Origin of the sequence: Stenotrophomonas sp. SAM-B (assembly GCF_013387485.1) — a bacterium.
Classification (GTDB): Bacteria; Pseudomonadota; Gammaproteobacteria; order Xanthomonadales; family Xanthomonadaceae; genus Stenotrophomonas; species Stenotrophomonas maltophilia_AA.
In genome coordinates this window covers 39934-61837 of the sequence record NZ_JABBXB010000010.1, presented here as the reverse complement: position 1 = coordinate 61837, position 21904 = coordinate 39934, and the positions used below count along the sequence as shown (strand labels likewise).

The 21904-nt window shown below is 66.8% G+C and carries 17 protein-coding genes; 4 read left to right on the top strand and 13 right to left on the bottom strand.

Annotated elements, in window-relative coordinates:
- The 5 genes from HH110_RS16485 to HH110_RS16465 form a co-directional block, all read right to left on the bottom strand.
- The gene (locus HH110_RS16485; RefSeq protein ID WP_176990674.1) at positions 1–1194 is read right to left on the bottom strand and encodes a cystathionine gamma-synthase; all 1194 of its coding nucleotides are present in this window, start codon (positions 1192–1194) and stop codon (positions 1–3) included.
- 119 nt (positions 1195–1313) lie between these two features.
- On the bottom strand, positions 1314–2684 hold the full coding sequence (locus HH110_RS16480; protein ID WP_176990673.1) for a pyridoxal-phosphate dependent enzyme: 1371 nt from the start codon (positions 2682–2684) through the stop codon (positions 1314–1316).
- Positions 2685–2850: 166 nt separating this feature from the next.
- Positions 2851–3069, bottom strand: a complete 219-nt coding sequence (locus HH110_RS16475) for a YdcH family protein (protein ID WP_176990672.1) — start codon at positions 3067–3069, stop codon at positions 2851–2853.
- A 364-nt stretch (positions 3070–3433) separates the two neighbouring features.
- On the bottom strand, positions 3434–4327 hold the full coding sequence (locus HH110_RS16470; RefSeq protein WP_176990671.1) for a hypothetical protein: 894 nt from the start codon (positions 4325–4327) through the stop codon (positions 3434–3436).
- Between the two features lie 2 nt (positions 4328–4329).
- Positions 4330–4713, bottom strand: coding sequence for a DUF4398 domain-containing protein (locus HH110_RS16465; RefSeq protein ID WP_176990670.1), 384 nt, complete (start codon positions 4711–4713; stop codon positions 4330–4332).
- Between the two features lie 97 nt (positions 4714–4810).
- Between HH110_RS16465 and HH110_RS16460 the strand changes: the two genes are divergently transcribed.
- A complete protein-coding gene (locus tag HH110_RS16460; RefSeq protein WP_176990669.1) occupies positions 4811–5938 on the top strand; it encodes a PilT/PilU family type 4a pilus ATPase in 1128 nt (375 codons plus the stop codon).
- Positions 5939–6031: 93 nt separating this feature from the next.
- Here the strand turns inward: HH110_RS16460 and maiA are convergent, their stop codons facing one another.
- Both maiA and HH110_RS16450 read right to left on the bottom strand, forming a co-directional pair.
- Positions 6032–6700, bottom strand: coding sequence for a maleylacetoacetate isomerase (gene maiA / locus HH110_RS16455; protein ID WP_176990668.1), 669 nt, complete (start codon positions 6698–6700; stop codon positions 6032–6034).
- 14 nt (positions 6701–6714) lie between these two features.
- Complete coding sequence (locus tag HH110_RS16450) at positions 6715–7704, bottom strand: fumarylacetoacetate hydrolase family protein (protein ID WP_176990667.1); 990 nt, start codon at positions 7702–7704, stop codon at positions 6715–6717.
- 445 nt (positions 7705–8149) lie between these two features.
- On the opposite strand from HH110_RS16450, the gene HH110_RS16445 reads away from it, so the two are divergent.
- Positions 8150–9550 carry a DEAD/DEAH box helicase gene (locus HH110_RS16445; RefSeq protein WP_176990666.1) on the top strand — a complete coding sequence of 467 codons (1401 nt, stop codon included), beginning with the start codon at positions 8150–8152 and terminating at the stop codon, positions 9548–9550.
- 120 nt (positions 9551–9670) lie between these two features.
- On the opposite strand, the gene HH110_RS16440 is transcribed toward HH110_RS16445, so the two are convergent.
- The 4 genes from HH110_RS16440 to HH110_RS16425 form a co-directional block, all read right to left on the bottom strand.
- Positions 9671–11974, bottom strand: a complete 2304-nt coding sequence (locus HH110_RS16440) for a TonB-dependent hemoglobin/transferrin/lactoferrin family receptor (RefSeq protein WP_176990665.1) — start codon at positions 11972–11974, stop codon at positions 9671–9673.
- Between the two features lie 143 nt (positions 11975–12117).
- Complete coding sequence (locus HH110_RS16435; RefSeq protein ID WP_176990664.1) at positions 12118–12969, bottom strand: EF-hand domain-containing protein; 852 nt, start codon at positions 12967–12969, stop codon at positions 12118–12120.
- A 269-nt stretch (positions 12970–13238) separates the two neighbouring features.
- Positions 13239–15803, bottom strand: coding sequence for a M14 family zinc carboxypeptidase (locus HH110_RS16430; protein ID WP_176990691.1), 2565 nt, complete (start codon positions 15801–15803; stop codon positions 13239–13241).
- 90 nt (positions 15804–15893) lie between these two features.
- On the bottom strand, positions 15894–18539 hold the full coding sequence (locus HH110_RS16425) for a TonB-dependent receptor (RefSeq protein ID WP_176990690.1): 2646 nt from the start codon (positions 18537–18539) through the stop codon (positions 15894–15896).
- Positions 18540–18727: 188 nt separating this feature from the next.
- Between HH110_RS16425 and queD the strand changes: the two genes are divergently transcribed.
- Together queD and HH110_RS16415 are read left to right on the top strand one after the other, a co-directional pair.
- Positions 18728–19081, top strand: coding sequence for a 6-carboxytetrahydropterin synthase QueD (queD, locus tag HH110_RS16420; RefSeq protein ID WP_176990663.1), 354 nt, complete (start codon positions 18728–18730; stop codon positions 19079–19081).
- Positions 19082–19210: 129 nt separating this feature from the next.
- Complete coding sequence (locus HH110_RS16415; RefSeq protein ID WP_088432036.1) at positions 19211–19576, top strand: phasin family protein; 366 nt, start codon at positions 19211–19213, stop codon at positions 19574–19576.
- 93 nt (positions 19577–19669) lie between these two features.
- Here the strand turns inward: HH110_RS16415 and HH110_RS16410 are convergent, their stop codons facing one another.
- Complete coding sequence (locus HH110_RS16410) at positions 19670–21139, bottom strand: HAMP domain-containing sensor histidine kinase (protein ID WP_176990662.1); 1470 nt, start codon at positions 21137–21139, stop codon at positions 19670–19672.
- Positions 21136–21858 (bottom strand): response regulator transcription factor, encoded by a 723-nt coding sequence (locus HH110_RS16405; protein ID WP_176990661.1) that lies wholly within the window; start codon positions 21856–21858, stop codon positions 21136–21138. The genes HH110_RS16410 and HH110_RS16405 overlap by 4 nt, the downstream gene beginning before the upstream one ends.
- Positions 21859–21904 lie beyond the last annotated feature (46 nt).

Here is a 21904-nt window from a genome sequence, read left to right as displayed (position 1 = left end):
TCAAGCGGCCTCGGTACCCAGTGCCCGCTCCAGATCGACCTGCAGATCGCCCAGTTCCTCCACCCCGACGCTCAGCCGCACCAGCGCATCGCTGATGCCCAGCTTTTCGCGGCGCTCCACCGGGATCGAGGCATGCGTCATCACCGCGGGATGATTCACCAGGCTTTCCACGCCACCGAGCGATTCGGCCAGGGTGAACAGTTCGGTCTTCTCGCAGAAACGCTTGGCCGCCTCGAAACCGCCCTTGAGGACGATCGAGACGATGCCGCCGTAGCCGTTCATCTGGCGCGTCGCCAGCTCATGCTGGGGGTGCGAGGTCAGGCCGGGGTAAATGACTTTCTCGACAGCCGGATGCTTTTCCAGCCACTGGGCCAGGGCAAGCGCGTTGGCGCAGTGCGCCTTCATGCGCAGCGGCAGGGTCTTCAGGCCGCGCAGGGCCAGGAAGCTGTCGAACGGGCCCTGGACGGCGCCGATCGAGTTCTGCAGGAAGGCCATCTGTTCGGCCAGCTCGGCGTTGTCGCCGACCACGACCATGCCACCGACCATGTCCGAGTGCCCGTTGAGGTACTTGGTGGCCGAGTGCAGGACCAGGTCCGCGCCCTGCTCCAGCGGACGCTGCAGCATCGGCGAGGCGAAGGTGTTGTCGACCACCACCAGCAGCCCGTGGCGCTTGGCGATGGCGGCCACGGCGGCGATGTCCACGATCTTCAGCATCGGGTTGGTCGGGGTCTCGATCCAGACCATCTTGGTCTGCGGGGTGATCGAGGCTTCGAACGCGGCCAGGTCGGTCAGATCGACGAAGCTGAACTGCAGGCCGGCGGTGCGCTTACGCACGCGCTCGAACAGGCGGAAGGTGCCGCCGTAGATGTCGTCCATCGCCACCACGTGGCTGCCGGCATCCAGCAGCTCCATCACCGTGGAGCTGGCGGCCATGCCCGAGGCGAACGCGTAACCGCGGCTGCCGCCTTCCAGGGAGGCCACGCAACGCTCGTAGGCGAAACGGGTGGGATTGTGGGTACGCGAGTACTCGAAGCCCTGGTGCTCGCCGGGGCTGGACTGGGCGTAGGTGGAGGTCGCATAGATCGGCGGCATCACCGCGCCGGTGCTCGGATCCGGCGATTGGCCGCCGTGGATGGCCAGCGTGGCCAGCGCGAGCGGGCGTTCGCCGTGCCCGGAGGAAGCGTGATCGGACATGTTGTTTCCCGGCAAGGGGAGCCCCGACAGGGGCCCCCGCAAAAGGAGCGGAAGTCTATCAGCGGCGGCTTAATCGGCCGTTGACGCGGATAAACATGGGTTCATTGCGACACAGACGCTTACTGTACGCGTCGGCGCAGGTAGTTCAGCAGGTCGATGCGGGTGATCAGGCCGAGGAAGTTGGCGCCGTCCATGACGATGGCGACCTGGCCACGGTCGAACACCGGCAGCAGGGCCTCGATCGGGGATTTCACGTCCAGGCGGTCCAGCTTGCTGACCATCGCGGTGGCGACCGGGTCGCGGAAGCGGGCTTCGTCGCCGTAGACGTGCAGCAGGACGTCGCTTTCATCCACGATGCCGACCAACTGGTCGCCGTCCATCACCGGCAGCTGCGAGACGTCATACAGCTTCATGCGCTGGTAGGCGGTGGTCAGCAGGTCGTTCGGGCCGATCACCACGGTGTCGCGCTGGCCGTACGGGCGCAGGATCAGATCGCGCAGGTCGCCGGACTGCGGACGCTCCAGGAAGCCGTTGTCCAGCATCCAGTAGTCGTTGTACATCTTGGAAAGGTACTTGTTGCCGGTATCGCAGACCAGCACCAGCACCTTCTTCGGGGTGGTCTGCTCTTTGCAGTACTTCAGGGCCGCGGCCAGCAGGGTGCCGGTCGAGGAGCCGCCGAGGATGCCTTCCTTGCCCAGCAGCTCGCGCGCGGTGTGGAAGCTCTCGGCATCGCTGATCGCGTACGCCTTGGTGACGCGGCTGAAATCGGCGATCGAGGGCAGGAAGTCCTCGCCGATGCCTTCCACCAGCCAGCTGCCCGACTTGTCGTTGAGCACGCCGTCATTGATGTATTCGGCCAGGATCGAGCCGACCGGATCGGCCAGCACCAGCTCGGTCTTCGGCGAGAGGGTGGCGAAGGCGCGAGAGAGGCCGGTCATCGTGCCCGAGCTGCCGCAACCGAACACGATCGCGTCCAGGTCGCCGTCCATCTGCGCCAGGATTTCCGGGCCGGTGCCGAACTCATGCGCGGCCGGGTTGTCCGGGTTGCCGAACTGGTTGATGAAGTACGCGCCGGGGGTTTCCTCGGCCACGCGCTTGGCCATGTCCTGGTAGTACTCGGGATGGCCCTTGGCCACGTCCGACCGGGTCAGGCGCACTTCGGCACCCATCGCCTTGAGATTGAAGATCTTCTCGCGGCTCATCTTGTCCGGCACGACCAGGATCAGCTTGTAGCCCTTCTGCTGGGCGACCAGCGCCAGGCCAAGGCCGGTGTTGCCGGCGGTGCCCTCGACCAGGGTTGCGCCCGGCTTGAGGTCGCCCCGCTGCTCGGCGGCTTCGATCATCGACAGGCCGATGCGGTCCTTGATCGATCCTCCGGGATTGGCACTCTCGAGCTTCAGGTAAAGCTCGCAGACGCCGGTATCCAGGCGCTGGGCCTTGACGATCGGGGTCTGGCCAATGAGTTCGAGTACGGAGGAGTGGATTGCCATCGGTTCACATCGATTCGCGCCGCAATGCGGCCGGACCGGTGATTATCCGACGGTTGGCGGCGAAAGTCAGGTTGCCGCGTTCATCAAGCGGCGCGGACGGCACCGGTCGACGAGGTGACCGGAACCGCCCGCGACGTAGGGGCTAATAGACGTGGAGGTAAAGGCGTCAGTGCACGGGGGAGGCGTACATCCGTTCCAGCTTCTGCTTGGCCAGCAGCTTCTCACGCTTCATCTGTCCCAGGGTGAGGCGGTCTATCGGAAGTACCCCCAGCTCGGCATCCATGCACTTCTTGTTCAACTTCTGGTGCCGTTCGTAGAGCGCCTTGAATTCCGGATCCTGCTTGCGCCGTGCGTCGATGTCGCTCTGGGGCTGACCTTCAAACATGATGAACCTCCTATCGCTTCTGCAGAAACAAGAACGCCCCGGCCTGACGGCACGGGGCGCTGCTTGGGGCGGAGTGCACGGCAACCCTGACCTGCGAACCCGCAGCGGCGTCCAGTTCAACCTGGACCTCGGACTGCTCTGATTCGTGGCGCTGGTGCATTGCCGGCCCTCCAATCGTCCAGGCCGCGGAAGGCGACCCGGACAACTGACCCTACGCTTGCTTCGGAGCCGGTTCAACCCTTTCAGACGATATCGTCGCGCCCGCCTAGGCGGGGTTCAGGCTGAACACGCAGAACAACGGAAATTAAACAAAAACAACCAGTTGCGTCATGCCCGGCGGGCATGACGCGCTGCCGGCCGGGCATCACGGCGCGATGATGACCTCGGCCGAACGCGCCTTGGTCGCCGCCGCCTTCTTGCCGCTGACCTGCAGCCGGCTGGCGCTCACGCCGGCGGCCACGAGGGCGTCACGCAGCGCCTCGGCGCGCTGCTGGCCGACACCGGCCGCGGCGTCGTAGGCCTCGATCCGGACCCGGCCCTTCTTGCCGATGTTCAGGTACTCGGCCAGCGCCTTGGCCTGGCCCTTGGCCCCGCCGGACAGGCTGCCCTTGCCGGCCGCGAAGGCATCGCCGTTGAAGGTGAACACTTCGCCCCGGCTGTCGAATCTGGAGCCCGGCAACTTGCTGCCTGCCACCAGCTCGGCTTCTTCACGGGCCAGCTTGGCCGCGTTCTGCTGGGCCGCGCTCAGGCGGGCGGTCTGCTTGCCGGCCACGCTGGTGAGCGCGGTTTCGGCGTCCTGGCGGGCCAGGGCTTCCTGTTCGGCCGCCTGGCGCAGGCGTTCGCTTTCCTCGGCCTGGATCTGGGCCTGGACGCGCAGGCGCTCGGCTTCCTGGCGGGCCCGCTGGGCATCGCGGCGGCTGGCTTCGATCAGCAGCTCGCTGCGGGTGCGTTCGAGCTGGTCGACCTCACGCTGGGCCAGGGCGGCGCGGACGCTGGTTTCGGCGATCTCGACCCGGCGCTCGGCCAGGTAGCGGGCCTGGTCCAGATCCCGGCGCTTGGCCTTGGCCAGATCGGCCACGGCCTGTTGGGCCTGCAGGCGCTCGAAGGCGGCCAGCTGGGCCGCATCCGGGTTGGCCTGGATCGCCATCAGGCGCTGGGTCAGCTGGGCCACGGCGGGGTCATCGGCGGCCTGGACCAGCAGCGGCAGGCTGAGGCTGACGGCCAGCAGCAGGCAGGGCATGCGCATCTTGGTGGACATCATCAGCGGTCTTCCCCGGTGGCGAGCTGGCGCTGCAGCTGGCTGACTTCATTGCGACGCAGCTGCAGCTGGGCGGTGGCGGTGGCTTCTTCGCTGCGGGCGCGGGCCAGGTCGGCATCGACCGTGGCGCGAACGGCCAGCATCGGCGCGTTCTTGCGCTCGCGGCGGTCGCCGGCCGCGCGCTGGGCCTGCTCCAGGCCCTGACGGGCCACGGCGATCAGGTCCGGGGCGTACTGGTCGGCATCGGCCTGGGTGGCCTTGTCGACCGCCTGCCGGGCCTGCATCAGTTCCAGGGCGCCATCCTGCGCCTGCGCAGCACCAGAGAGCGCGAATGCGCACACCGTCACATACAGGGCCCGTCGTATTTGTGCGAAGCTAGGATTCATTGGGGGTGCCGTCGCCAGAGTTGTGTGCGCGGCCATTGTCGGAAGCCTGCGGTGCGCTTGCAATGGCAAGCCGCTGATTGTTGGGGAAACATTTCGCATGGATATCGGCTATTTCCTGAAGCTGATGACCGAAAAGAACGCGTCGGACATGTTCTTGACGACCGGAGCACCGGTATACATCAAGATCGAGGGGAAACTCTATCCGCTGGGCAATACCGGGCTGCCGCCCGGGATGGTCAAGAAGATCGCCTACTCGTTGATGGATGAAGGCCAAGCCCCGCAGTTCGAGCGCGAGCTCGAGCTCAACATGGCCATTGCCCTGCCTGATGCGGGGCGCTTCCGCGTCAACGTGTTCAAGCAGCGCGGCGAGGTCGGCATGGTGATCCGTGCGATCCGCAGCAAGATCCCCAGCATCGAAGAGCTCAACCTGCCCCAGGTCCTGAAGGACGTCATCATGACCCCGCGCGGGCTGGTGCTGGTGGTCGGCTCGACCGGCTCGGGCAAGTCGACCTCGCTGGCCTCGATGATCGACCACCGCAATACCACTACGACCGGGCACATCCTCACCATCGAGGACCCGATCGAATACCTGCACAAGCACAAGATGTCGATCGTGAACCAGCGCGAGGTCGGGCTGGACACGCACACCTTCCACGACGCGCTGAAGAACGCGATGCGTGAGGCACCCGACGTGATCCTGATCGGCGAGATCCTGGATGCGGAGACCATGGAGGCGGCGATCGCGTTCGCCGAAACCGGGCACCTGTGCCTGGCCACCCTGCACTCCAACAACGCCGACCAGACCATCGAGCGCATCCTCAACTTCTTCCCCGAGAGCGCGCACCGCAACGTGCTGATGAACCTCTCGCTGAACCTGCGCGCGGTGGTGTCCCAGCGCCTGGTCAAGGGCAAGGACGGGCGCCGCCTGCCGGCCACCGAGGTGTTGATCAACACGCCGATGATCCGCGACCTGCTGCGCCGCGGCCAGGTGCACGAGATCAAGGCGGCGATGGAAGCGTCCCTGGAGGAAGGCATGGAGAGCTTCGACCAGTGCCTGTTCCGGATGGCCAAGAACGGCATCATCGAGCAGGAGGAAGCGCTGCGCGCGGCCGATTCGCGCGATGGCCTGGCGTTGAAGTTCCGGCTGTCCGAAGGCGGCAGCGAGCACGATCCATACGCGGATTACTCGGCCAGCTCGGCGCCGGCGATCACGCACGGGTTCTAACAGGTCCACCGCTGGCGGGGGCAATTGACACGGCGCATCGACCAACGGTCGATGCCTACCGGTCTCCCTGCGTCGATCGGTCGATGCCCACCGTCACCCTGCGTCGATCTGATGCTCGGGGCGGGCCGCGTCGAAGGCCGGCAGTGCCAGGCAGGCGGCTTCGATCCGCTGCAGGGTCGAGTACGGCGCCAGATCCAGGCCGAACCGGTGCGCGTTGTACAGCTGCGGCACCAGGCAGGCATCGGCCAGGCCGGGGCGGTCTCCATGACAGAACGTGCCCGTGTCCGGAGTTCCGGCCAGCAGGGTTTCCATCGCAGCGAAGCCGTCGGCCATCCAGTGCAGGGTCCATTGGGCACGTTCCTCCGCGCCCGCGTGCAGCGTGCGCTCCAGGTACTGCATGACCCGCAGGTTGTTGATCGGATGGATGTCGCAGGCCACCAGCTGGGCAAGCGCGCGCACCCGCGCACGGCCCGCTGCGTCATCCGGCAGCAGCGGATTCTGCGGGAACCGTTCGTCCAGGTACTCCAGGATCGCCAGTGACTGGGTCAACGTGTGCCCGTCATGCAGCAGCGTGGGCACCAGCTGCTGCGGATTGCGTGCACGATAGTCCGCCTGGTGCTGCTCACCGCCCTCACGGACCAGATGCACCGGCCGTGCCTCCCAGCCCAGGCCTTTCAGTTCCAGGCCGATGCGCACGCGGTAGGCGGCGCTGGAGCGCCAGTAGGTGTACAGCACGATGCCGTCGTCGACCGGGATCTGCATCGCCGCCTCCGCGCTCAGGGCTTGGACGCCTGCTCGATGCGCTGCTCGATCGCACCGAAGATGCTCTCGCCGGCTGCATCGAACATTTCGATCCGCACCACGTCGCCGAAGGACATGAAGGGCGTGCTCGGCTTGCCGTCGCGCAGGGTTTCCACCGTGCGCTGTTCGGCGAAGCAGGAGGCGCCCTTGCTGGTGTCTTCGTTGGCGATGGTGCCCGAGCCGACGATCGCACCGGCGCCCAGCGGGCGGGTCTTGGCCGCATGCGCGACCAGCTGGGCGAAATTGAACTGCATGTCCACGCCCGCTTCCGGTGCGCCGAACCAGGTGCCGTTGACATGCGTGACCAGCGGCAGGTGGACCTTGCTGTCCTGCCAGGCCTCGCCCAGCTCATCCGGGGTAACGAACACCGGCGACAGCGCCGAGCGCGGCTTGGACTGCAGGAAGCCGAAGCCCTTGGCCAGTTCGCCCGGGATCAGGTTGCGCAGCGAGACGTCGTTGACCAGGCCGATCAACTGGATATGGCCGGCGGCCTGCTCGGGCGTCACCGCCATCGGCACGTCGTCGGTGATCACCACCAGCTCGGCTTCCAGGTCGATGCCGTACTCCTCGCTGACCACCTTGACCGCATCGCGCGGGCCGTAGAAGCCGGCGCTGGTGGCCTGGTACATCAGCGGATCGGTGTAGAAGCTCTCCGGCACCTCGGCGCCACGGGCGCGGCGCACGCGGGCCACGTGCGGCAGGTAGGCGCTGCCGTCGACGAACTCATAGGCGCGCGGCAGCGGTGCGGCCAGCGCCTGCAGGTCGATGTCGAACACCCCGTCGGCATCGCCGTCGTTCAGCGACTCGTACAGAGCGTTCAGGCGCGGCGCAAGGTGGCTCCAGTCTTCCAGGGCCTGCTGCAGGGTCGCCGCGATGCCGGTGGCGCGCACGCCCTGGCGCAGATCGCGCGAGACCACGATCAGGGTGCCGTCGCGGCCGCCTTCCTTCAAAGAACCAAGCTTCATGGGTGGGTATCCGGGATCGCGAAAATAGGTTTCAAGTGTAATCAAATGGTTGGCGGGCCGACCAGCTGCACCGCCGCATCGCTTTACCGTAATGCATTGCCGACGCGCAGGAGCAGCCACGCATGGCGTGGCTCTACCGTTCCGTCCCCCTGCTCCCAAACTGAACAGGGGCATTTGGTATGGGTCTCAAACATCCGTTAGACTATCCGGGTCTGCAGCGGCCGTCCGTTTCCCTTCGGGATCGCCGGCGATATGGATCAAACGATCCGTCGCCCGCCCCCACTCCGACGCCATTCGTCATGCATTCCAGTCTGCGCACCGCGTCGACTGCACCCAATTCTCGCAGCGCGGTTTACGGGAACGCTCCGAGTCAGCCGATCACATTGATCTGCCTCGCGTCCGGCCATTCGGCCTGGCGTTACTTTGTCTTTGGAGCTTCCACCCGATGTCTTTTGAATCCTTGGGCCTTGCCCCGTTCCTGCTGCGCGCGTTGGCCGAGCAGGGCTACGAAACCCCCACCCCGATCCAGGAGCAGGCGATCCCGCTCGCCCTGGAAGGCCGCGACCTGCTGGCCGGCGCACAGACCGGTACCGGCAAGACCGCCGCGTTCGGCCTGCCGCTGCTGCAGCACCTGGGCACCAACCCGCAGGCCGTCGATGGCCCGCGCCGTCCGCGTGCACTGGTGCTGACCCCGACCCGCGAGCTGGCCACCCAGGTGCATGACAGCCTGCGTGGCTACAGCAAGTACCTGCGCATTCCGAGCGCCTGCATCTACGGCGGCGTCGGCATGGGCAACCAGTTCGACGTGCTGCGCCGTGGCGTGGACCTGCTGGTCGCCTGCCCGGGCCGCCTGATCGATCACATCGAGCGCCGCAGCGTCGACCTCTCCGGCATCGAAATCCTGGTGCTGGACGAAGCCGACCGCATGCTCGACATGGGCTTCCTGCCGTCGATCAAGAAGATCCTCGCCAAGCTGCCGCGCCAGAACCGCCAGACCCTGCTGTTCTCGGCGACCTTCGAAGAGAGCATCAAGCAGCTGGCGCTGGAGTTCATGCGCAACCCGGAGCAGATCCAGGTCACGCCGAAGAACACCGTTGCCGAGAACATCAGCCACCGCGTGCACCCGGTCGATGGCCCGCGCAAGCGCGAGCTGCTGCTGCACCTCCTGGCCCAGGACAGCCGTGAGCAGACCCTGGTGTTCGGCCGTACCAAGCACGGCTGCGACAAGCTGGCCATGTTCCTGGACAAGTCCGGCATCAAGACCGCGGCGATCCACGGCAACAAGAGCCAGGGCCAGCGCCTGCGTGCGCTGGGCGACTTCAAGGCCGGCCGCGTGACCGTGCTGGTCGCCACCGACATCGCCGCGCGCGGCATCGATATCAACGAGCTGCCGAAGGTCATCAACTATGACCTGCCGATGGTGGCCGAGGACTACGTGCACCGCATCGGCCGTACCGGCCGTAACGGTTCGACCGGCCAGGCGATCTCGCTGGTCGCGCAGGACGAAGCCAAGCTGCTGCGCCAGATCGTGCGCCTGCTCGACAAGGACATGGACATCCGCGACGTGCCGGGCTTCGAGCCGCAGACCCCGATCCGCTGGGGCAACAGCGCACCGGGCAAGGCCGAGCTGCCGGGTGGCGATCGTACCCCGCGCAAGCACGCGCGTCGTCCGCACGCCGAGGCTCCCCGCCACGCCCATGCCGGCCCGAAGAAGGCCGGTGGCGGCCAGCGTGATGGCGCCGGCCGCGGTGCGCCGCGCGGCGGTCAGCCGCAGGGCCAGCGACGTGGCGGCGGCAACGCCGGTGGCGGCCGCAGCCAGGGTGGCGGTGGCGGTCGCGCCAGCTGATTCCTTCGGGCATCGCTGAGACGCAGAAAGGGCGACGCATCTGCGTCGCCCTTTTTTTGTTTGTCGGGAGCCGGCCAGCGGCCGGCACTACCTGCCCGGCCCCCGGTCGGTGCGCCTGCTTCAGAAGCTGTAGGCCACCGTGATCCGCGCATTGCGGCCTGGCTCGCTGTAACGGCCGATGCCCTCATCGTTGACGTAGCCGTACAGCGTGTTGGTGCCCTTGTTGATGTTGCGCACGCGCTGCCAGAGGTAGTACTCCTCGTTGGTCAGGTTGTAGATGCCAGCGCTGAGCTTCCACTGCGGGGTGACGTTCCAGGTGCCGTACAGATCCAGCACGGTGTAGCCATCGGCCTTGTCGACGAAGGCAGGCGTGGTGACCTTGCCGGTGGCGTCGGTGGTGTAGGCGTCCTTGGCCTTCTTGGCCACGGCGTGGGTCACGCTGGCGGTGAGATTCCACACCGGCGAGGGGGCATAGCGCACGCCGAGTACGGCCCTGGCCGGCACGGTGCTGTCGAGCGGATCGCCATTGCGCTTCTCGCCTTCGCTGTAGGAGGCGGCCAGGCGCGAGGACCATGCATCGCTGATCTGCCAGCGGCCCTCCAGCTCCACGCCCTTGACCGTCACTTCGCCCGCGTTGGTCGGCATCGTGTAGTTGCGCGAATACAGCACCGGGCCGGTCGCGGTGGTGCGGAAGCCACCCGGTACCGACTGGACCAGGTTGGTGTACTCGATGAAGTTCTCGTAGCGGTCGCGGAACACCGACAGGCCCAGCTGCGCGCGGTCCGTGCTCCAGCGGTAGCCGAACTCGAGATTCAGGCTCTTCTCCGCCTCCAGATCCGGATTGGACACGGTGTCGTTGAGCAGCAGCGGCTGGCCGTTCTGCGCGTTGATCACCTGGGTGGCGCTGGTCGGCGAGTACATGTCCGCCACGGTGGGCGCACGGAAGCCACGACCCACCTGGGCCCACAGCGCGTGATCGGGCAGGAAGCGGTATTCGGCGCCCAGCTGCCAGGTCGGCGAAGCGAAGCTCACGTCACGCACGGTGCCGGTGCGGTCCACGAAGGTGGCGTCCACCTGCGGCGAGTAGTCGTAACGGTCGTAGCGCGCACCCGCGCTGAGGGTCAGGCGTTCGTCGAGCAGCTGCACGCTGTCGCGCAGGTACAGGTTCCAGGCGGTGACGTCGGTCTTGGGCACCTGGCGCGGATCGATCTCCACCGAGGCCACGGCTCCAGCCGCGTTCCAGCGCGTGTCGACCGCAGTGAAATCGATGTCGCGCTGCTGCCAGGCCAGACCGTACACCACGTCATGGCGCGCGCCCGCGGTGGCGAAGACCTTGCTGAAGTCGGCCGCGGCACGGTCCAGGGTCTGCTTGGTGGAGCGGTTCTCGCTGCGCAGGCACGGCGTGGCGCCGCCCGGGCAGCCGCTGCCGGCCACGATGGTGGTGATGCCACGGCTGTCGGTGACCTGGCGATCCACCTGCGCATCCAGGGTATCGAACAGCGCGTTGTCGGCCCGCCACTGGTAGTTCACCCCGTAGCGGTCGCGGTCGTTGGTGTCATGGCCTTTGCGCGACAGGTAGCCCGGTGCATAGACACGCGACAAGTTGTCCACGTCGTTGGTGGCGCGGCCACGCTCGTACAGAAAGCCCAGCGTATTGGCGTCGTCGAGCTGCAGGTCAAGCTTGCCAAGCAGGTTGTCGCGGGTGCTGTCGACCGGATCGGGCGTGCGGCGACCGACACCGATGCGATCATTCGTGGTGTCGTACCACGATTCGGATTCGTGGCCTTCGCGCCGGGTATAGACCAGCATCGATTCGACTATGCCGGTGCGGTTGGCAAAGGTCAGCGTGCCCATGGTTTCGTCATTGGCGCCCGAGTAGCCCGCTTTGAAGCCCAGGTGGGTGTCGTTGCCGGTGGGCGTGAGATAGTCCGCTGGATCCTTGGTGGTGAACACCACCGCGCCGCCCAGCGCGCCGCTGCCGGCGCTGATCGCATCGGCGCCCTTGATCACGGCCAGGCTCTTGAGCGTATCGATGTCCACGTCGCCGCGGCCACCCCGGAAGAACTCATAGGAACGCGCGGTTTCCACCGATTCGCCCAGGCTCAGGCCATCGACAGTGATCGCCACGCGGTCGCTTTCCAGGCCGCGGATGTTGAAGCCGTTGTCGCCGAAGCGGCCCATGTCCACGATGCTCACACCGGGGATGTAGCGGATCGCTTCTTCCATCGTATTGGCCATCTCGTTGTCGAGATCGGCCGCGGTGAGCACAGTGACGTTCTGGTTGGTCGAGCGCGTCTTCTTGGCACGCTCGGCCTGCACGCGCACGGTATCGAGCGTGCTGGCGTCGTTGAGGGTTTCGGCGTGCACGGTGGCGGACAGGCTGGCGGCAACCGCCAGGGCCAGCAGGGTGAGGGACGACTTCATGATCGGACTCCGCAGAAGGGATGGGGAATGGCGGAAACGCCGCGGTGGCGGCGGGCCGTTCCTGGCTGCGGCGATCGGCTGATCGAGCGGGGCTGGGAGGCGCAGGTACGTGTGCAGGGGGCGGCAGGGCCGCCTACGGGCCGCTAGCGGTTGCCGTTGGCCGAGTGCGCGCCGGCGACCGGCTCGGGATCGCGCGCATCGACGACGCCATCACCGTTGCTGTCGGCACGGTCGAACATGCGCTTGCCCGACAGCTGATACTCGGCGAAGGTCATGCGACCATCTTTGTCCTTGTCCAGCGAGGAGAAGCGCACGCGGGCCTGGCGCCCGGCATCGGCGCGGACACGCTGGCGCTGCTGCTCCAGGCGGCCCTCGAACTCGGTGGTGTACTCGGTCAGCGACAACGCGTCGTTGCCGTCGGTATCGGTGGCGGCGAAGCCCGCCGCACGCGCCGCGTCGAACTCCGCGCGATCGACCACGCCGTCCTTGTTGCGGTCGTACAACTCCAGCATGCCGTTGGCGGTATGCGAGGTCGGCATCTTCAACGGATCGCGCGAGGACGCGGCAGCGGTTTCCTGCGTGGCGTCCTGCGATGCCTCGTAACCCGACCAGGTGCGTTCCCCGGCGGCATCGTATTCGGCGCGGCTGATCGCCCCGTTCTTGTCGCGGTCCAACGCCTTGAAGCGGGTGTCGGTCTGGCGCAGGTGGCCGGCGCGTCCGTCGGCCAGGCGGACATCGAAGCGTTGCAGGTATTCGTCGACGTATTCCTGTTCCTCGACATGGCCGTCGTGGTTGCGGTCGGTCTCGGCGTAGCGCTGTTTGCGGAAGGCCTCGAACTGGGCCCAGCTGACGCTGTCGGCGCCCTCGGTGGCGAACTGCGCCAGGAAGGCCGCCGCGGTCGGCGACACCGTGGCGGTCGTGGTGGCCGGCTGCGCGAGGGCGGCCGGGGCCAGCACCAGTGCCAGCACGGCAGCGGTGAGCGGGTCGATCTTCATGGTGGTTCCCCTGGAGAAAAGGACGATGACGGTTCGAGGACGCGGACGCGCAACCGGGCGGGCTTGGCGTGGATCGGCGCGACGTACCGGTGACGCTCGCGTCCAGCGTGAGCGGGCGCCATCCTATTCTTATTGCGAATGATTCGCAATACGGAATTTTCACGGGGGATGTGATGGGACAAAACGAATGCAGCCGACGGTGCGTCGGCTGCGTGGGTGGCGGTGTTTGGGGAGCCGGCCAGCGGCCGGCACTACCTGAAGCAGACGCGTCAGCCGCGCGGCTTGGCCGGGTTGAGCTGGTTGCCGAAGAAGATCGCGTTCAACAGCAGACGCTCGGTGCCGTGCCAGTACTTGCGGTGGGCCGGGTCATCGGCGAACAGGACCACGTTGCCCTGCCCCTGCGGCGACACCACCAGCCACGCGGCACCGGCGACGCGGCTGCGGTTGCGCTCGGACAGATAGCCGTTGACCTTGGGCGCCTCATCGATGCGCACCACGGTGGAGAACGGGTTGCGGCTGGGCTGGAAGCTCAGGCCGTTCTCCTTGTTCACCGCCAGCTGCCGGCGCGGCACGCCGAAGCCCAGCGGATGGGTGTTGTCCACGTCCGCGCTGAGGATGTTGCCGCTGACGCGCTCGATCGCCGCGATGTCACGCTGGTCACCGAACGCACGCCGCGCTGCTTCCGGCTCTTTCTCCTCCGGCCCCAGCACTTCATCGCTGAGCTTCTGCTCGATCGCCCAGCGCGCGGCGGTGCCGTAGGTGATCAACGAGCCACCGGCGTTGATCCAGCGCTTGAGCGCCGCAACTGCGGTGGTATCCACGCCGGTGTAGGTGCCGCCGGCCAGGACGATCGTGGTGTAGCGGTCCAGCGTGGTCTTGCCCAGCTGGGCCGGATCGATCTTGCTCGCCGGCAGCTGCACGTGCTGGTCGAGCAGGAACCACGCCGAGCCGATTTCGGTGGCGCTGACGCCCTCGCCCATCACCAGCGCGACCGCCGGCTTGCGCAGCGCCTTGACGCTGTCACTGCCCAGATCGATGCCACCCCGGCTCTGCCCACTCGACACTGCCTGGATGTGCACGCCACTGCTGCGCGCGGCCGCGTCGACCGCGGCGAGCAGCTCGGCGCCTGCCAGCGGCTGGCCTGCAACCGGCACCACGATGCTGCCGTAACCGAACGACTGCTCCCCCTGTGCGGTGGCCGCCGTGAACGGCTGGAACGCGGCGCGGGTCAGCAGACCCTTGGCCTGCAGTGCGTACAGCGCGCGGCTGGCGTTGTAGTCGCGCCAATCGAACACATAGGCGTAGCCCGCCTGGCCACCCGCCACGCCACCGTTCGCGGCCGGCACGCTGGCCACGCGCTCGCCACCGGCGATCCGGCTGCGGCTGGCGGCGAAAGCGATGCCGTAGGCCGGCGCGATCGCGTAGGAGGTGCTGCCGTAGAACACATCACCCTTGATCGGCGGTGTATCGGCAAAGATCGAATGCACCAGCCGGAACTGCGGTTGCGCGGCCTGGACCACGTAGGCGCTGCCCGGCTCGAAACGCTGGCCGTCCACCGTCACCGGCGCGCTCAGTGCCTGCACGGTGATCTGGTGCTGCAGCAGCAGGTCCAGCAGCCGCTGGGTCAGGCCCGGATCGGCCGCGTCGCCGAACACGAACGACTTCACCGGCTGCTGGTTGGCCTGCTTCAACGCGGACTGGAAGAAGTCCTTCTGCAGCTTCAGCAACCCGTCGCGTTCGGTCACCGCACCACGGACCGTGCCCAGGCCGGTCGCCACCTGGTTGCGGATGGTGAAGCCGAAGGTCAGCAGGCCGTTGACCGATTCCTGCACCCGGCCACGCGAACTCGCCTGCTCGACGGTCACGCCGACCGCGCCGTGGAAGTCCGGGTAGGTCGAGCCGTACACCGGCGAGAAGTTGTCGAAGTTCTCCCCGGTGTAGTACAGCGAGCCCAGGGCATCCAGCGACTGCGCGTGGTACTTGGCCAGGGTCTTGTTGAACTCATACGACGATGCCGGAATGAGCGGGCTGTGCATGCTCGCCGGCGACGGTTCGAAGTAGTAGGTGCTGTCCTTGCCCATCTCGTGGAAATCGATCTGGACATTGGGATACCACTGATGGAAATAGGCGATCTTCGGTCGCGTGTCCTGCTGGGTCAGCGCCAGCCAGTCGCGGTTGAGGTCGGTGAAGTAGTGGTTGGTGCGGCCCTGCGGGAACGGCTCGACGTGTTCCTTGTCGGCCGGGTCGGCCGAGGCCGGCGACGATGCGTAGGCGTTGTGCCAGCTCGCCGCGCGGTCGCGCCCGTCCGGGTTCTGCGCCGGATCGAACAGCACCACCGCCTGCTGCAGCCACTGCGCGGTTTCCGCGCTGCGGTTGGCGACCAGGTAGTAGGCCGTCAGCATCGCCGCTTCACCGCTGGAGGTCTCGTTGCCGTGCACGCTGTAGCCCAGCCACACCACGACCGGGCTGTTGCCGGCGGCCGAGAGCGGCTGCGCCGGATCGGCCAGGGTGACGTGCTGGCGGCGCAGCGTCTCCAGGTTCTGCAGGTTCTGCGCCGAGGTCACCGTGGCGATCAGCAGCGGGCGACCCTCGTAGCTGCGGCCGATCTCCTCGACCCTGATCTTGTCCGAGTGCCTGGCCAGTTCGTTGAAATAGGCCACCAGCTGATCGTGCCGCGTGTAGCGGCTGCCGATCTCATGGCCGAGGAACTGCTGGGGCGTGGGCACGGCCGGATCGAAATCACCGCCGGCCGGGAAGAAGTACGCACTCTGCGCGGAGGCAGGCGCAGCGAACAGGCACAGCACCAGCGCCAACCAGGCGATGGGAGACAGCAGACGACGTTGCAAAGACACAGCGATTCCCCGAAAGACGGGCCGGTTCCTTCCGGCCCTGTGGATACGCACGCTCCGGTGCAGTGGATGAGGTCAGAAGCGATAGTCGAAGCCGACCGTGAAGTAGCGACCGCGCAGGTCGTACTGACTGAAGTCGTACGGCGCGCGGATACCCGGGAACGAGGCGTCGTACGGCGGCTCTTCGTCGGCCAGGTTCTGGATCTTCGCGTACAGGGTCAGCTTGTCGATGCCGGTGTAACCCAGGTACAGATCGAACTGGTTGTACGCATCGACGCGATCCTGCACGGCGGTGGCCGCGGCGCTGGCCTTCTGGTCGTAGCCGCTGGTGTAGTACCAGGTCAGCGCGGTGCGGAAATCGCCGTAGCTCCAGTCGAAGGTGGTGGTGGCCTTGTTCTTCGGCAGGGTGGCGCCGAGGTTGCTGCCGGCGTAATCCACCAGCGGGCCGCCGACCACGGTGGGGCGGCTGTAGTCGCGCACATGGGTGAAGGCGGTGCTCAGGCCGAAGTCGCCGGCACGCGCGGTCGGGAAGCGCTGGCGCAGCTCGACGTCGAAGCCGGAGGTCTTCAGCTCGCTCAGGTTCTGGTAGCGGTTGTAGACCGCCAGCAGCTTGCCACGCTCATCGCGCTGGACCGCACCGGGCACGTCATCGGTGACCAGGGTCTGGGTGTTGTTGGTGCCGACCAGGTTCTCCAGCTCGATCCGGTAGTAGTCCACGCTCAGGCTGGTGTTGGACCACGGCGAGAGCACGATGCCGGCGTTGAAGCTCTTGGTGCGCTCCGGCTTGAGGTCGTTGTTGCCGACGGTGAAGAAGGTCGGGTTCTGCCGCGATCCCGGCACATCCGGGTCGCGCGGATCGATCACGCTGCCGTAGGCGATGCTGGTGCTGTTGGAGTTCTCCGAGAGCGACGGCGCGCGGAAGCCCTTGGAGGCGGCCGCACGCACCAGCAGGATGTCCCACGGCTGCCAGCGCAGGCTCAGCTTGGGCGAGAACGCATCACCGAAATCGCTGTAGTGATCGGCACGCGCCGCGGCCTGCAGTTCGAGGCGGTCGGCCAGCGGCACGTTCACTTCGGCATAGGCGGCGGTGACCTTGCGCTCGCCATGCACTTCGGCGATCGCCGGACGGATCTGCAGGCCGGCATCGATCTGCCACGGGTTGTTGGAATCGAGCTTCTCGCGGCGCCACTCGGCCCCGGCGGCGAAGCCGATTTCACCGGCCCAGGTATGGCCGATCGCACCGGAGATCTTGGCGTCCACGCCCTGCAGCACCGACTCGGCCGGGCGCAGCGTGCTGATGTTGATCGCGTTGAGCACGTCCTGCGGGGTCGCCGCCGGATTGAGCAGGTTGTAGCTGCCGCTGGCCAGCGCATCGGCCAGCGCGTAGCGGTTGGCGAAGCCGCCGGAGACGGTTTCGCGCTCGCTGCTGCGGGCGCCGAACGCACCGACTTCCCAATCCCAGTTCTGCAGGCTGCCGCGCAGCCCGACCAGGCCGCGGTAGGCCTGCGAGCGGTTGGTCTTGATGGTCGCGCCGAGGTTGAAGAAGGTGTATTCGATCGGCACGGCGCGGCCGTACGGGTTGTACGGGCTGCTCGCCGGCAGATTGGAGGAGACCGGCTCGGCCAGCCCGGTGTCGGCGTTGAGCGCGAAGCGGCCGCTCTCGAGGGTGAAGAACGGGCTGCTGCCGAACCAGGAGACGCCCTTGATGTCGCTGTAGAGCACTTCGCCGAACGCTTCGACGTTGTCGTTCACGCGGAAGGTGCCGTTGACGTAGGCCTGGTAGCGCTTGGTCGAGGGGATCAGCGTGGTGTACGGGGCCTGGTTGAAGCCGCAGGTGTTGCCGGCCAGGCCGTCGATCGGCGCGCTGGCGACCAGAGTGGTGCCTTCGGGGCAGTTGCCGCTGGCATCCAGCATCGGCACCGAGGTGCCGTTGACCAGATAGCGTGCGCCCTTGGCCGACCATCCGTTCCAGCGGCCGCCGGGCTTGTCGGTGTAGATGCCGGACTTGGTCAGGTCACGCTGGTCCTGGTCCAGGCGCTCGCGGTTGTAGCCTTCCAGGCTGACCAGGATGTTGTAGCCGTCCGTGTCCAGGTCACCGATGCCGCCGATGAACTTCAGGTTCTGCTCGTCCAGCCCGCCCTGGTCGGCGGTGCCCAGGCTGCCACCGAGTTCGGCACCTTCGAAATTCTGCCGGGTGATGATGTTGACCACACCGGCCACGGCATCGGAGCCGTACACGGCGGAGGCACCGTCCTTGAGCACTTCGATGCGCTCCACGGCGACCAGCGGCAGCGCGTTGAGGTTGACGAAGGTGTCGGAAAGGCCGCCGGCCGGGAAGCCGTAGTTGGCCAGGCGGCGGCCATTGAGCAGCACCAGGGTGTTCTTCTGCGACAGGCCGCGCAGGCCGATGCCGGCCGAACCGGAGGCCCACCCATTGTTAGTGGTTTCGTTGGCGGCGTTGCCGGTGTTGGCCGAGATCGAGCGCAGCAGGTCGGCGACGGTGGCCTTGCCGGTCTCCTCCAGCTGCTGGCGCTCGATCACCTGTACCGGGTTGGCCGACTCGGTATCGGTGCGCTTGATGTTGGACCCGGTAACCCGCACGGCGGCGAGGGTCTTGCTGTCGCCGGTGGCGGCGGCATCGGGGGCGGCGTCGGCGACCGCGGTCAAAGGCGTTGCCAGAGCGACGGACAACGCCGCTACGAGAAGAGTGTGCTTGGGCATGAACTTCAGTGGGGTGGTGGACGACAAGTTCCGCAGTAGTCCATGCCTGGCTGAACCACGGCCAATAACATCTCTTCATACGGATATAAGAGAAACTAACATCTCTTCATCCGGATGGAAATGTTTTCGTGAGCAACAATTAACGCGCCGGGCCTGCTGGACCCCCGGCCCACCGCTACAATGCGGTCATGGAAATCTTCAAAGTCTTTACCCTCGAGGCCGCTCACCACCTCCCCAACGTGCCGCCAGGCCACAAGTGCGCGCGCCTGCACGGCCACTCGTTCCGGGTGGAACTCAAGGTGGAGGGGGAGCCTGGCGAGCAGACCGGCTGGATCATGGATTTCGGCGACGTCAAAGCCGCCTTCCAACCGATCTACGACCGCCTGGACCACCACTACCTCAACGACATCCCCGGCCTGGAGAACCCGACCAGCGAACGGCTGGCGATCTGGATCTGGAACGAGCTCAAGCCGGCCCTGCCCGAGCTGAGCGAAGTCACGGTGCACGAAACCTGCACCTCGGGCTGCCGCTATCGCGGTTGATCCGGCGGCGCAACCCTTTGATCTGTAAACCATCCGCCTGAAACCGGACCACAACGGGCAACGAAATGTTGCAATGCAATATTTTCGGCGTATGCTGCATTGCATCAACGTTCTCGAGCCGTCCTGACCATGGCGTCCGCGTTCACCGATTCCTTCAGCGACTACACCCGCCAGCTGGCCGCCACGGCCACGCGTGCCAATAGGCTCGCACTGGAAAATGCCGAGAGCATGTTCGGGGTGCAGTTGAAGACGCTGGAGAAGAACATCACCGCCACCAGCGGGTTCTTCGGTGAAATCGTGCAGTCACAGGATGCCGGCACGCTGCAGTCGCTGCTGCCCAAGGGCGCGCAACTGGCACGTGACAACCTCGCCCGTTGGACCAGCGCCAGCCAGGAAGTGGCCGGCCTGGGGCTGAAGGCCTCCGAAGCCTTCGGCGAACTCGCCCGGCAGCCGTTCGCGGCCGCCACGCCCAGCGCAGGCAAGACGCGCGGCTGAGCCGGACAACATCGAATTTGCGTGGGTCCCTCCCCCCACGCAATCCCAGACCCGACAGAACCCTCCCTCTGTCGGGTCTTTTTTTGTCCGGCGCTACTGCCGCGTCGTTGGCAGCGAGAACACGAACAGCGCCCCGTCACGGTGGTCCAGCAGGCGGATGTCGCGCCCGTGCAGCTGCAGGATGCGATGCACGATCAACAGGCCCAGCCCGCCGCTGTCCGGGCGCTGGCTGCCCAGTGCCGGCATCGCGGTGAACAGGGTGTCGCGCCGTTCGGGGGCGATGCCGGGGCCCGTGTCGGCCACGCTGATCTGCACCTCGCCCTCGGCCGCGCGCAGGGTCACGGTGATACGGCCACCCTCCGGCGTATGCCGGATGGCGTTGTCCAGCAGGTTGGTCAGCACCCGCTCGATCAACGCCAGATCCGCGACCACCGGCGGCACGCCGGGCGGGATGTCGGCGCTCAGCGTCTGCCGGCGTGACTCGGCCGCCAGCTCGAACTTCTGGAACACATCCTGGATCAGATCCGGCAGCGAGAAGGCCTGGCGGTCGAGCACCACCCCGCCGTGCTCCAGCCGGGCCAGCTCGAACAGGGCCTGGGCCAGGCGCCCGACCTTGTGGCTCTGCGACAGGGCGATCGAGAGATACCGCTGGCGCTCGTCGGCGCTGAGCGTGGCGTCCTTGAGTGCCAGTGTTTCCAGGTAGCCGTGCAGCGACGACAGCGGCGTGCGCAGGTCATGGGAAATGTTGGCGACCAGCTCGCGCCGCTGCAGGTCCTGCTGGCGCAGCTGCTGCCACTGCTCGCCCAGTCGCTGGGCCATGTGGCCGAAGCTGTGCTGCAGGATCGCCAGCTCGTCACGCTCGCCGGCACGCAACGGGGCCGGCGGCGGCGCGGCATCCGGCGTGGCGGTATCGACATCGAAGGACTGGATGCGCCGGGTCAGCTGGCGCAGTGGGCGGGTCACCCAGCGGAACGCGACCAGGCCGGCGAGCAGGCCAACGACCGCGACGATCGCCAGCGACCACAACGTGGTGCGCAGCGTGCTGTTGGCAGCGATGTTGGCAGCGAGTGCTTCGCGCTGCTCACCGACCAATACCACGTAGATGTACCCCGCCTGCCGTCCCTGCACCCACAGCGGCGCCGCATTGAATACCTTGCGGCCGGTCGCACTGCGTGGGTCGTCGCCGAGGATCGGCAGCGGCTCATCGCGCAGCAGCGCCTGCACCGGACCCAGATCGACCCGGGCCCGTTTCAGATGCCCCTCCGGCGCGTCGTGGCCCAGGATGCGCCCCTGGTCGTCGAGCAGGTACACCTCCACGCTCGGGTTGACCGCCATCAGCTTGCCGAACAGTGCGCGCACTTCGCCATTGCGCATGCCGCGGCCATCCATCAGCTCGCCACTGCGCGCGATGTGCTCGGCCAGCCCGCGCGACAGACGCTGCACGGTTTCCTGCTCATGCACGGCGGTGCTGCGCATCTGGATCCACAGCAGCGCGCCCCCGCAGAGCAACAGCAGCGCGAAGAACACGGCGGACAGGCGTTGCGACAACGTGAGCCGGATCATGCGCCTGCGCCCTCGTTGGCATCGACCAGTTTGTAACCGCGCCCCCACACCGTCTGGATGCGTTGCGGGTTCGCCGCGTCGCGCTCGATCTTGTTGCGCAGCCGGTTGATGTGGGTGTTGACGGTGTGCTCGTAGCCGTCGTGCTGGTAGCCCCAGACCTGGTTGAGCAGGTCCATGCGCGAGTACACCTGGCCGGGATGGCGGGCGAAGAAGTACAGCAGGTCGAATTCGCGCGGGGTCAGTTCCAGCGCGCGGCCGTCGACCAGTGCCGTGCGCGCGACCGGATCGATACGCAGCCCGGCGACGTCGATCTCACCGGCATCGATGCGCGCGTTCTGCGCCATCGCCTCGACCCGGCGCAGCAGCGCTTTCACGCGTGCCACCAGTTCCAGCATCGAGAACGGCTTGGCCAGGTAATCGTCCGCGCCCAGCTCCAGGCCGAGAATGCGGTGCACTTCGCTGGCACGCGCACTGGTGATGATGATCGGCGTGTAGCGCGTCATCGCACGGGCGCGCTTGCAGATCTCCAGCCCGTCCACGCCGGGCAGCATCAGGTCGAGCACGAGGGCGCTCCAGGGCTGCGCTTCGAGCAGGGCCAGGCCTTCGTCGCCGGTAGCGGCATGGGTGACCTCATAGCCTTCATCGCGCAGGTGCATGCGCAGCAGGTTGGCGATGTGGACATCGTCTTCGACGATCAGGACGCGCTTGGCACTGCTCATCGGCTCGGGGGGCGGCAGGAGGGCATGGCGCCATTGTCGACGGATC

Excerpts from the sequence above, each read along its gene's own strand:
- HH110_RS16445 (WP_176990666.1), top strand. The coding sequence starts at position 8,150 with ATGTCTTTTGAATCCTTGGGCCTTGCCCCGTTCCTGCTGCGCGCGTTG.
- maiA (WP_176990668.1), bottom strand. The coding sequence starts at position 6,700 with ATGCAGATCCCGGTCGACGACGGCATCGTGCTGTACACCTACTGGCGC.
- HH110_RS16460 (WP_176990669.1), top strand. The coding sequence starts at position 4,811 with ATGGATATCGGCTATTTCCTGAAGCTGATGACCGAAAAGAACGCGTCG.
- HH110_RS16470 (WP_176990671.1), bottom strand. The coding sequence starts at position 4,327 with ATGTCCACCAAGATGCGCATGCCCTGCCTGCTGCTGGCCGTCAGCCTC.
- HH110_RS16440 (WP_176990665.1), bottom strand. The coding sequence starts at position 11,974 with ATGAAGTCGTCCCTCACCCTGCTGGCCCTGGCGGTTGCCGCCAGCCTG.
- HH110_RS16465 (WP_176990670.1), bottom strand. The coding sequence starts at position 4,713 with ATGAATCCTAGCTTCGCACAAATACGACGGGCCCTGTATGTGACGGTG.
- HH110_RS16415 (WP_088432036.1), top strand. The coding sequence starts at position 19,211 with ATGGCGTCCGCGTTCACCGATTCCTTCAGCGACTACACCCGCCAGCTG.
- HH110_RS16435 (WP_176990664.1), bottom strand. The coding sequence starts at position 12,969 with ATGAAGATCGACCCGCTCACCGCTGCCGTGCTGGCACTGGTGCTGGCC.
- HH110_RS16450 (WP_176990667.1), bottom strand. The coding sequence starts at position 7,704 with ATGAAGCTTGGTTCTTTGAAGGAAGGCGGCCGCGACGGCACCCTGATC.
- HH110_RS16405 (WP_176990661.1), bottom strand. The coding sequence starts at position 21,858 with ATGAGCAGTGCCAAGCGCGTCCTGATCGTCGAAGACGATGTCCACATC.
- queD (WP_176990663.1), top strand. The coding sequence starts at position 18,728 with ATGGAAATCTTCAAAGTCTTTACCCTCGAGGCCGCTCACCACCTCCCC.
- HH110_RS16410 (WP_176990662.1), bottom strand. The coding sequence starts at position 21,139 with ATGATCCGGCTCACGTTGTCGCAACGCCTGTCCGCCGTGTTCTTCGCG.
- HH110_RS16480 (WP_176990673.1), bottom strand. The coding sequence starts at position 2,684 with ATGGCAATCCACTCCTCCGTACTCGAACTCATTGGCCAGACCCCGATC.
- HH110_RS16425 (WP_176990690.1), bottom strand. The coding sequence starts at position 18,539 with ATGCCCAAGCACACTCTTCTCGTAGCGGCGTTGTCCGTCGCTCTGGCA.
- HH110_RS16485 (WP_176990674.1), bottom strand. The coding sequence starts at position 1,194 with ATGTCCGATCACGCTTCCTCCGGGCACGGCGAACGCCCGCTCGCGCTG.
- HH110_RS16475 (WP_176990672.1), bottom strand. The coding sequence starts at position 3,069 with ATGTTTGAAGGTCAGCCCCAGAGCGACATCGACGCACGGCGCAAGCAG.